Raw genomic sequence first — 9196 nt, forward strand, 5'->3', positions numbered from 1 at the left:
AGCGGGACAGCGCCCTGCAGCCCCCGGTTCAAGCGGTTTGCGGCGCTGTAATATCCCGCAATGAAATCGGGGGCATTGCCGCCCGCTCAGCCCCGCCGCCGGGTTGGCTGCACCGGCACGGCGCCGGGGGCGTGCACGGTCTGGCAATTCTCCGTCGCGGCGCTTTGCCTCGCGGCATATGCCCAGTACGATCAAGGCTTTACGCGAAGGGAGAACGCGCATGCGCACCCAACTGGAAAGCTGCCTGGCTGCGGTCAATCAGGTGCTGCTCGGCAAGGATCGGCAGGTGCGCCTGGCTCTGGCCTGTCTGCTGGCCCGTGGCCACCTGCTGCTGGAGGACCTGCCGGGGATGGGCAAGACCACCCTGAGCCATGCGCTGGCCCGGGTTCTGGGCCTCAGTTACCAGCGCATCCAGTTCACCTCCGACCTGCTGCCCGGCGACATCCTCGGCACTTCGGTGTTCAACCGCGAAACCGGGCAGTTCACCTTCCATCCGGGACCGATCTTCGCCGAGCTGGTGCTGGCCGACGAGATCAACCGCGCCACGCCGAAGAGCCAGAGCGCGCTGCTCGAGGCCATGGAGGAGCGCCAGGTGACCATCGAGGGCGCCACCCGGCCGCTGCCCGAGCCGTTCTTCGTCATCGCCACGCAGAACCCGGTGAGCCAGGGCGGCACCTTCGCCCTGCCCGAATCGCAGCTCGACCGCTTCCTGATGCGCGTGTCGCTCGGCTATCCGGCGCGCGCCGCCGAGAAGGCCCTGCTGCTGGGCGAGGCGCGCCGCGACCTGCTGCCTCGGCTGGAGCCGGTCCTCGACCACGCCGCGCTGGCGCGCATCCAGGCCGAGGTGCCGGGCATCCACGCCAGCGAGGCGGTGATCGACTACGTGCTGCGCCTGGTCGAGGCGACCCGCAGCCAGCCGGCCTTCGCCCTCGGCCTGTCGCCGCGCGGCAGCCTGGCGCTGCTCGCCGCGGCGCGCGCCTGGGCCATGCTGGCCGGACGCGACTACGTGATCCCCGAGGACGTGCAGGCGGTGCTGCCGGCGGTGGCCGGCCACCGCCTGCGCGACGCCGCCGATCCGGCCGGGCATGGCGGCGGCGCCCTGGTGCAGTGGCTGCTGCGTGAAGTGACGCCGCTCTGATGCCGGCCCGCCTGTTCGCCCGGCGCCTCGACCACTGGCTGGAGCGGCGCATCCCGCCGGCCCGCGAGGTGCGCCTGGATCAGCGGCGCATCTTCATCCTGCCCACGACCCAGGGCCTGGTGTTCGCCGTGGCGCTGCTGCTGATGCTGCTGGCGGCGATCAACTACCAGAACAGCCTGGCCTACGGGCTGACCTTCCTGCTGCTGTCGGTGGGGCTGGTCACCATCCTGCATACCTGGCGCAACCTCGCCGGTCTGCAACTGAGCGCCGGCGAGGCGCCGCCGGTGTTCGCCGGCGAGCAGGCCGGTTTCCGCCTGCGCCTGCAGAGCAGCGGCCGCGCCCACCGCGGCATCGCTCTCGGCTGGCCGCCCGCGCCCCTGCAGCAGGTGGACGTCGAACCCGACGGCAGCGTCGAACTGGAGCTGTTCCGGCTCGCCGAGCGCCGCGGCTGGCTGCGGGCGCCGCGCCTGCGGGTGGAAAGCCGCTTTCCCCTCGGCTTGCTGGTGGCCTGGAGCTGGGTCGACCTTGATCTGACGGCGCTGGTCTATCCGCGTCCGTTGCCCGGCGAACTGCCGCCGGCCGGTGGCGCCGGCGAGGACGACGAGGAGCCGGGCACGACGGCGCAGCGCAGCGGTGTCGACGACTTCGAGGGCCTGCGCCCCTGGCAGAGCGGCGACTCGCGCCGGCGCCTGCACTGGAAGGCCTGGTCGCGCGGCCAGGGCCTGCTGGTCAAGGAGTTCGCCGAGCAGCACGGCCACGACCTGTGGCTGGACTTCGACAGCCTGGGCGGCGACCGCGAGACGCGCCTGTCGCTGCTCTGCCACTGGGTGGTGCAACTGGCCCGCCATGACGCGCCCTTCGGCCTGCGCCTGCCCGGGGTGAGCCTGGCGCCGGCCAGTGGCGCCGCGCAGCGCGAGCTGTGCCTGCGCGAGCTGGCGCTGTTCGGCCAGCCGGCACGGCCGGGGGAGGCGCGGCCATGAGCTGGTGGCGCGCCCGCAAGGCCTCCCCGGCGATTCCGCGCGTCAGCCTGCTCTGGCTGCTGGTGGCCCAGGCCCTGGTGATCCTGCCGCACCTGGGCCACCTGCCGGTGTGGATCGCCGGCCTGTGGCTGGTGTGCGCCACCTGGCGCATCCAGGTGTTCCGCATGCGCACCACCTATCCGGGTGCGCTGACCAAGGGCTTCATGCTGCTGGCGGCGGCCGTCGGCGTGTATGCCTCGCGCGGTTCGCTGATCGGCCTGGACGCCGGGGTGGCGCTGCTGGTGTCCACCTTCCTGCTCAAGCTGGTGGAGCTGAAGACCCGCCGCGACGCCCTGGTGCTGGTGTTCCTCGGCTTCTTCGTGGTGCTGACCAGCTACCTGTTCGACGACAGCCTGCCGGCGGCGCTGTACAGCCTGCTGCCGGTCATCGCGCTGCTGGCTGCGCTGATCGGCCTGCAGCACAGCGGCCTGAGCGAGAAACCCTGGCCGACCCTGCGCCTGGCCGCCAGCCTGCTGCTGCAGGCGGTGCCGCTGATGCTGGTGCTGTTCGTGCTGTTCCCGCGTCTGGGGCCGCTGTGGTCGGTGCCGATGGCGGGCGAGGGCGGCGGCCGCGGACTGGCCGAGAGCATGACGCCGGGCGACATCGCCGAACTCAGCCAGTCCTCCGAGCTGGCCTTCCGCGCCAGTTTCGACGGCCCGCTGCCGCCGCGCAGCGAGCTGTACTGGCGCGCGCTGACCTTCGAGCACTTCGACGGCCGGCGCTGGTCGCAGCTGCCCGAGCCGCCGCGCGCCGAGCCGGCCTGGCGCGCCGAGGGACCGTCGCTGTCCTACAGCATCGTCATGCAGGCGAGCGGCCAGCCCTGGCTGTTCGCCCTCGACACCGCGCGCACCGAGCTGGAGCAGACCCGCCTGATGGGCGACTTCCGCCTGCAGCGCCGTCGCCCGGTGGAGCAGAACCTGCTGTACCGGGTGACCTCCTGGCCGCAGGCGCTGCGCGAGCCGCAGGCCAGCCCGCGCCTCGGTGTCGCCCTGCAGCTGCCGGAGGACGGCAATCCGCGGGCGCGGCGCTGGGCGGCGCAGCTGCGCCAGCGACATGCGCAGCCACAGGCGCTGGTAGACGCGCTGCTGGCCCACTTCGCCCGCGAACGCTTCTTCTACACCCTCAAGCCGCCGCTGGCCGGTGCCGACACGGTGGACCACTTCCTGTTCGACAGCCGGCGCGGCTTCTGCGCCCACTACGCCGGGGCGATGACCTTCGTGCTGCGCGCCGCCGGTGTCCCGGCGCGGGTAGTGGCCGGCTACCAGGGCGGCGAGTACAACCCGGACGGCAACTACGTGATGGTGCGCCAGTTCGACGCCCACGCCTGGGTCGAGTACTGGCTGCCCGGACGCGGCTGGGTGAGTGTCGATCCCACCTTCCAGGTCGCGCCCGAGCGCATCGAGCAGGGCCTGGAGCAGGCGCTGCCTGCCGAGGATGCCTTCCGCGCCGGCACGGCACTGTCGCCGCTGCGCTACCGCCACGTCGAATGGCTCAACAGCCTGCGCCTGTCGTGGGACAGCCTCAACTACGCCTGGCAGCGTCAGGTGCTCGGTTACCAGGGCGAGGCGCAGCTGGCGCTGCTCAGGGACTGGTTCGGCCAGGTCGATGGCCGCCGTCTGGGCCTGCTGCTGGTCGCCAGTGCGGCGCTGCTGCTGGGCGCCCTGGCGTTGTTGCTGCTCAAGCCGTGGCAACGCGAGCACGATCCCCTGCTGCGTCTCTACCAGCGCTTCGAGCGCCTGCTGGCGCGCCACGGCCTGCGTCGCCAGGCGGGGGAGGGGCCGCTGGCCTTCGCCGAACGCGCCGCCCGGGCGCTGCCCGCCCAGGCCGAGGAAATCCACGCCTTCGCCCGCCGTTTCGCCCAGCAGCGCTATGCCGACGCCAGCCCCGACCCCGGGGCCCTGCGTCGCGCCCTGCGCCGGCTGCGCCGCAGGCTGCCGCATCTCTGGCGGGATGCGCCGCTGCGCCCCCTGGACGGCGCGGGCGGGCAGCCGCCGGACAACTGCTATGCTCGCCCATCTGAGAGCGCTCAATTGCTGCGGGAGGAAAGTCCATGACGGCCCAGGTCAATCGGCTGATCGCGCGCTTCATTGCCCTCGACGTGGCGCTTGTGGCTACCGGGGCGCGGCTGGCGGCGTGCACCGACAGCGAGGCGCTGCACGACCTGCGGATCGTCGTGCGCCGGCTGCGCAGCCTGCTGCGCCCGCTGCGTGGCCTGCCGGGCGTCGAGACTCTGGAGGCGGTCAGCGCCGAGGTCGGGCGTCTCAGCAGCCCGCTGCGCGATCTGGAGGTGCTGGCCGCCGAGTTGGAGCGGACCGGCCAGGTGGCGGCGGCCGAGCGCCGGCGCCGGGCGCTCGCCAGGGGCTATCCGCGCCTGCTCGCCGCACCGGCGCTGAGCCATCTGCAGCACGCCCTCGGGCAGTGGCCGGGGCTGCTGCGCGAGGCCGACCGCGAAGGGCTGCTCAGGCGCGGGCAGAAGAAGGTCCACCGCCGCCTGCTGCGCCAGCGCCAGCGTCTGCAGATCGCCCTGCTCGATCCGGCCCACGACCGTCATCGCCTGCGCCTGCTGGTCAAGCGCGTGCGCTATGCCGCCGAGGCCTGGCCGCAGCAGCTGGCGGTGCCGGTCGATGCGCTCAAGGCCGCGCAGGCGGCGCTGGGCGACTGGCACGACCGCCTGCAGTGGTGCCGGCGCGCCGAGGCGGAAGAGGATCTGCGGCCCTGCCTCGCCCACTGGCAGCGCGAGCTGGCAGCGGCCGAGGTGGAGTCCGACGCGGCGCTGCTGCAGTTGCAGCAGCGCCTGGTACGCGGCATCTGAGCCCGGCGCTCAGAGCTGCGGCAGGCCGAAGAAGGCACGTGCACAGGCGGTGCTGCGTGCTGCCAGCTGCTCGGGCGTCTCGCCGCGATGGCGGGCCACTTCCTCGAGCACCGCGACCAGGAACGCCGGCTCGTTGTGGCCGTGCTTCGGTCGCGGGCGCAGGGTGCGCGGCAGCAGGTAGGGGGCATCGCTCTCCAGCATCAGGCGGTCGGAGGGGATCTCGCGCACCAGTTCGTGCAGGTGGGTGCCGCGGCGTTCGTCGCAGATCCAGCCGGTGATGCCGATGTGCAGGTCGAGGTCGAGATAGGCATAGAGTGCGCGTTTCTCGCCGGTGAAGCAGTGCACCACCGCCGCCGGCAGACGGTCGCGGTAGTGACGCAGGATCGCCAGCAGGCGCTCGCTGGCCTCGCGCTCGTGCAGGAACACCGGCCTGCCCAGCTCGCAGGCCAGCGCCAGCTGCTCCTCCAGCGCCCGCTCCTGTGCGGGGCGCGGCGAGAAGTCGCGGTTGAAGTCCAGCCCGCATTCCCCCACCGCGCGCACCGGCGCCTCGCCCAGCAGGTCGCGCAGGCGGCGGGCGCTGTCGGCGCTCCACTGGCTGGCTTCGTGCGGGTGCAGACCGGCGGTGCAGAACAGCCGCCGTCCCTCGGGGTCGAACTCGCGGCACAGCGCCAGGGCGGCCTCGCTGTCGTCCGGCGAGGTCCCGGTGAGCACCATCTGGCACACCCCGGCAGCCTGCGCGCGCTGCAGGAGCGCCTCGCGCTCGCGGGCGAATGAGGCGTGGGTCAGATTGACGCCGATGTCGATCAGTTGCATGGTGCAGGCCCCGTATCCTGGCCGAATGCCCCCGAAGGGAATTCGAGATTGACGAAAAACAGCCTATTTAACCGCAAGACGGACGTTGCCGGCAGCCGCCTGGCCGCCTGCCTGGCGCTGCTGATGATCCTGCTGGCGCTGTGGCCACCGGGCGCCAGCGCACGTCTGGCCGGCCCGCCGGAGCGCTGGGAGGCGGGCGCGACGGCCCGCGACCTGGCGGCCGTGCGTGCCAGCGGGCAGTTGCGCGTGCTGGTCAACCAGAGCCGGCACAGTTCCGGCGAGGTGCGCGGCGAGCCAATCGGCGTCGAGTACCGGCGCCTGCGCGCCTTCGAGCAGTACCTCAACCGCGGAGCCCGCGACGGTCGCGAGGTGCGCCTGAAGCTGATCCCGCTGCCCAAGGAGCAACTGCTGGCGGCGTTGCTGCGCGGCGAGGGCGATCTGGTGGCGCCCGGCGAGCTGCTGGCGCCGCGCCCCGGCATGGCGGTGCGCGCCAGTGCGCCGACCCACCGCGAGGTGGCGCTGGTGGTGGTGTCGCGCCAGGGCAACCGCCGCTACCAGCGGGTCGAGCAGCTCGCCGGGCGCAGCCTGGCGCTGCCGGCCGGCAGCGCCGTCCGCGAGGCATTGCAGAAGCTCAACGGTGGGCTGAAGACGCCGATCGTCGCCGACTGGCAGGACCCCACCCTGGCGGTGGAAGACGTTCTGGAGATGGTGCATGCCGGCATCCTGCCGATGACCGCGGTGGAGCTGCCGATCGCCGAGCGCTGGGCCAAGGTGTTGCCCAAGCTGCGCATCGATCGCCACCTGGTGCTGGGCAGGGGCGAACTGAGCTGGTATGTGCACCGCCAGGCGCCCAACCTGCGCGCCAGCATCGATCGTTTCCTGCGCGACTACCGCGCGCCGGCCGACCAGGACGCGAGCTTCCAGCGCGTCTACCGGCGCTCCTACAAGGTGCACCAGCCACTCGGGCGTACCGAGCGCCAGCGCCTGGCGCGGGTGCGCCCGACCCTGATGCGCCATGCCCAGGCGCAGTCGCTGGACTGGCTGCTGCTGGCGGCGCTGGCCTACAAGGAGTCGACCCTGAATCCGCGCGCGCGCGGTGCCAGTGGCGCCAGCGGCCTGCTGCAGATCACCCCGGCCACCGCGCGCAGCGTCGGCGTGGGCAACATCGCCAGCCTCGACGGCAACGTGCAGGCGGGCGCTCGCTATCTGGCGATGCTGCGCCGCCGCTACTTCGCCGGCGCCCAGCTCAACGAGCGCGAGCGCCTGGCCTTCACCCTGGCCGCCTACAACCTCGGCCCGCAGCGGGTGCAGAGCCTGCGCGCCGAGGCCCGGCGGCGGGGCCTCAATCCCAACCAGTGGTTCTTCCAGGTCGAGCGGGTGGCCGCCGAGCGTCTGGGCATGGGTGTGGTCAGCTACGTCGCCAGCGTCAACAAGTACCACCTGGCCTACAGCCGCGAGCGTTATCGGCTGGAGCCCTGAGGCTCAGGGATAGTCGATCTCCACCACGTACCAGGTGCGCTCGCCGGTCGGCGTGTGCACCGTCACCTCGGCGTCGAGGCCCTTGCCGACCAGGGCGCGGGCCAGCGGCGAGTCGATGCTGATCAGGTTCTGCCGCAGGTCGAGCTCGTCGGGGCCGACGATGCGGTAGCGTGCGGTCTCGCCGTCCTCGTCCTCGAGAGTCACCCAGGCGCCGAAGTAGACCCTGTCCGGGTCGGCCGGACGCTGGTCGACCACCTTGAGGTTCTCCAGGCGCTTGCGCAGGAAGCGCACGCGGCTGTCGATCTCGCGCAGCATCTTCTTGCCGTAGGTGTATTCGGCGTTCTCCGAACGGTCGCCCTGGGCGGCGGCCTCGCTCACCGCCTGGGTGACCTGTGGACGGCGCACGTTCCACAGTTCGTGCAGCTCGGCGCGCAGGCGTGCCTCGCCCTCGGGAGTGATCAGCGGGGTGCCGGCGCTGCGCGGCGGACGGTAACGGCTCATCGGACGGGCATCCTGTAGGCAGTGGCAGGGTCAGACTTCACGCAGCACGGCGAGCGGGCTGGCGTCGAGTGCGCGGCGGGTGCCGAACAGGCCCGCGCCGCCGACCAGCAGGGCGCCGAGCGGCGGCAGGAGCAGGAGCATCGGGTGCGGCTGCCAGGCCAGGTCGAACGCCTGGCGGTAGAGCAGGGCGCTGATCAGCTCGCAGCCGACGGCGGCGAGCAGGCCGCTGCCGGCGCCGAGCACGGCGAATTCGCTGAGCCGGGCGCGCAGCAGCAGGCTCCGCTCGGCGCCGATGGCGCGCAGCAGCGCGCCCTGGCGGATGCGCTCGTCGAGGGTCGCCTGCAGGCCGGCGAACAGCACCACCAGTCCGGCGGCGAGGACGAACAGCAGCACGTATTCGACCGCCAGAGTGACCTGGGCGAGGATGCCGCGCAGCTGGGCGAGCACCGCGTCGATCTGCAGCAGGGTGACGGTGGGGAAGGCGCGCGCCAGATCTACCAGCGCCTGCTCCGAGCGCGGCGGCAGATAGAAGCTGGTCAGGTAGGTGACCGGCTGGCCGGCGAGGCTCTGCGGGTCGAAGATCACGAAGAAGTTGGGCTGGAAGTTGTCCCAGTCGACGCTGCGCAGGCTGGCGACCCGCGCCTCGATGTCCTGGCCGGCGATGGTGAAGCCGAGGCGATCGCCCGGCTGCACGCCGAGGCTCTCGGCCAGCTTGGCCTCCACCGACACCGACGGGCCATGATCGGCCGGCAGCGTGTCCCACCACTGACCGGCGAGCAACTGGTTGCCGGCCGGCAGCTGCGCCGACCAGGTCAGGTTCAGGTCGCGGCGCACGGCACGCTCGCCGCGCGACTCCTCGCTCACCACCTCGCGCGCCGGCTGGCCATTGATGGTCACCAGCCGCCCGGGCAGCATCGGGTAGAGGCTGGCCGGCTGTGGCGACAGGGCGGCGATGTGCGCGGCGAAGGCGTCGCGCTCGGCCGGCAGGATGTTCAGGGCGAAGTGGTTGGGCGCCTGTTCGGGCAGCTGCGCCCGCCAGTTGTCGAGCAGTTCGCCGCGCAGCAGGGCCACCAGGGCCATGGCCAGCAGGATCAGGCCGAAGGCCAGCGACTGGCCGACCGCCGCCAGCGGGTGGCGCAGCAGCTGGCCGAGGCCCAGGCGCCAGGTCAGCCCGGCGTCGGCCAGCAGCCGGCGCAGGCCACGCAGGGCCAGCAGCCACAGGCCGCCGAGCGCCAGGCAGGCGAGCAGGCCGCCGCCGAGCAGGGCGAGGGTCAGGCGGATATCCAGGCTCAGCCACCACATGATCAGGCCCAGCGCGAGCAGGGCGATGGCGTACACCAGCCAGGTGGCCAGGGGCGGCGGCAGCAGGTCGCGGCGCAGCACGCGCAGCGGCGGCACCCGGCCCAGCGCGGCCAGCGGCGGCAGGGCGAAGCC

At 72.7% G+C, this 9196-nt stretch carries 8 protein-coding genes; 5 read left to right on the forward strand and 3 right to left on the reverse strand.

What is annotated here, in order from left to right:
* Positions 1-220 precede the first annotated feature (220 nt).
* The 4 genes from E5198_RS12725 to E5198_RS12740 are packed head-to-tail and all read left to right on the forward strand — an operon-like array spanning position 221 to position 4969.
* Entirely contained in the window at positions 221-1138 is a 918-nt protein-coding gene (locus E5198_RS12725) for a MoxR family ATPase (protein ID WP_136490370.1), read from the forward strand.
* A complete protein-coding gene (locus tag E5198_RS12730) occupies positions 1138-2118 on the forward strand; it encodes a DUF58 domain-containing protein (RefSeq protein ID WP_136490371.1) in 981 nt (326 codons plus the stop codon). The genes E5198_RS12725 and E5198_RS12730 overlap by 1 nt, the downstream gene beginning before the upstream one ends.
* Complete coding sequence (locus E5198_RS12735) at positions 2115-4211, forward strand: DUF3488 and transglutaminase-like domain-containing protein (RefSeq protein ID WP_136490372.1); 2097 nt, start codon at positions 2115-2117, stop codon at positions 4209-4211. Before E5198_RS12730 ends, E5198_RS12735 begins: the two co-directional genes overlap by 4 nt.
* Positions 4208-4969, forward strand: coding sequence for a CHAD domain-containing protein (locus E5198_RS12740; protein ID WP_136490373.1), 762 nt, complete (start codon positions 4208-4210; stop codon positions 4967-4969). The genes E5198_RS12735 and E5198_RS12740 overlap by 4 nt, the downstream gene beginning before the upstream one ends.
* Positions 4970-4978: 9 nt before the next feature.
* Here E5198_RS12740 and E5198_RS12745 read toward each other — a convergent pair whose 3' ends face one another.
* Positions 4979-5782, reverse strand: a complete 804-nt coding sequence (locus E5198_RS12745; RefSeq protein ID WP_136490374.1) for a TatD family hydrolase — start codon at positions 5780-5782, stop codon at positions 4979-4981.
* 99 nt (positions 5783-5881) lie between these two features.
* Between E5198_RS12745 and E5198_RS12750 the strand changes: the two genes are divergently transcribed.
* The gene (locus E5198_RS12750) at positions 5882-7261 is read left to right on the forward strand and encodes a transglycosylase SLT domain-containing protein (protein WP_256659091.1); all 1380 of its coding nucleotides are present in this window, start codon (positions 5882-5884) and stop codon (positions 7259-7261) included.
* Positions 7262-7264: 3 nt separating this feature from the next.
* Here E5198_RS12750 and greB read toward each other — a convergent pair whose 3' ends face one another.
* Both greB and E5198_RS12760 read right to left on the reverse strand, forming a co-directional pair.
* The gene (gene greB / locus E5198_RS12755; protein ID WP_136490375.1) at positions 7265-7762 is read right to left on the reverse strand and encodes a transcription elongation factor GreB; all 498 of its coding nucleotides are present in this window, start codon (positions 7760-7762) and stop codon (positions 7265-7267) included.
* A gap of 30 nt (positions 7763-7792) precedes the next feature.
* The coding region (locus E5198_RS12760) for an ABC transporter permease (RefSeq protein WP_136490376.1) at positions 7793-9196 on the reverse strand (1404 nt) is incomplete at its 5' end.

Source organism: Pseudomonas sp. A-1 (assembly GCF_004801855.1).
In the GTDB taxonomy this organism is placed as follows: domain Bacteria; phylum Pseudomonadota; class Gammaproteobacteria; order Pseudomonadales; family Pseudomonadaceae; genus Geopseudomonas.

Excerpts from the sequence above, each read along its gene's own strand:
- E5198_RS12735 (WP_136490372.1), top strand. The coding sequence starts at position 2,115 with ATGAGCTGGTGGCGCGCCCGCAAGGCCTCCCCGGCGATTCCGCGCGTC.
- E5198_RS12730 (WP_136490371.1), top strand. The coding sequence starts at position 1,138 with ATGCCGGCCCGCCTGTTCGCCCGGCGCCTCGACCACTGGCTGGAGCGG.
- greB (WP_136490375.1), bottom strand. The coding sequence starts at position 7,762 with ATGAGCCGTTACCGTCCGCCGCGCAGCGCCGGCACCCCGCTGATCACT.
- E5198_RS12740 (WP_136490373.1), top strand. The coding sequence starts at position 4,208 with ATGACGGCCCAGGTCAATCGGCTGATCGCGCGCTTCATTGCCCTCGAC.
- E5198_RS12725 (WP_136490370.1), top strand. The coding sequence starts at position 221 with ATGCGCACCCAACTGGAAAGCTGCCTGGCTGCGGTCAATCAGGTGCTG.
- E5198_RS12745 (WP_136490374.1), bottom strand. The coding sequence starts at position 5,782 with ATGCAACTGATCGACATCGGCGTCAATCTGACCCACGCCTCATTCGCC.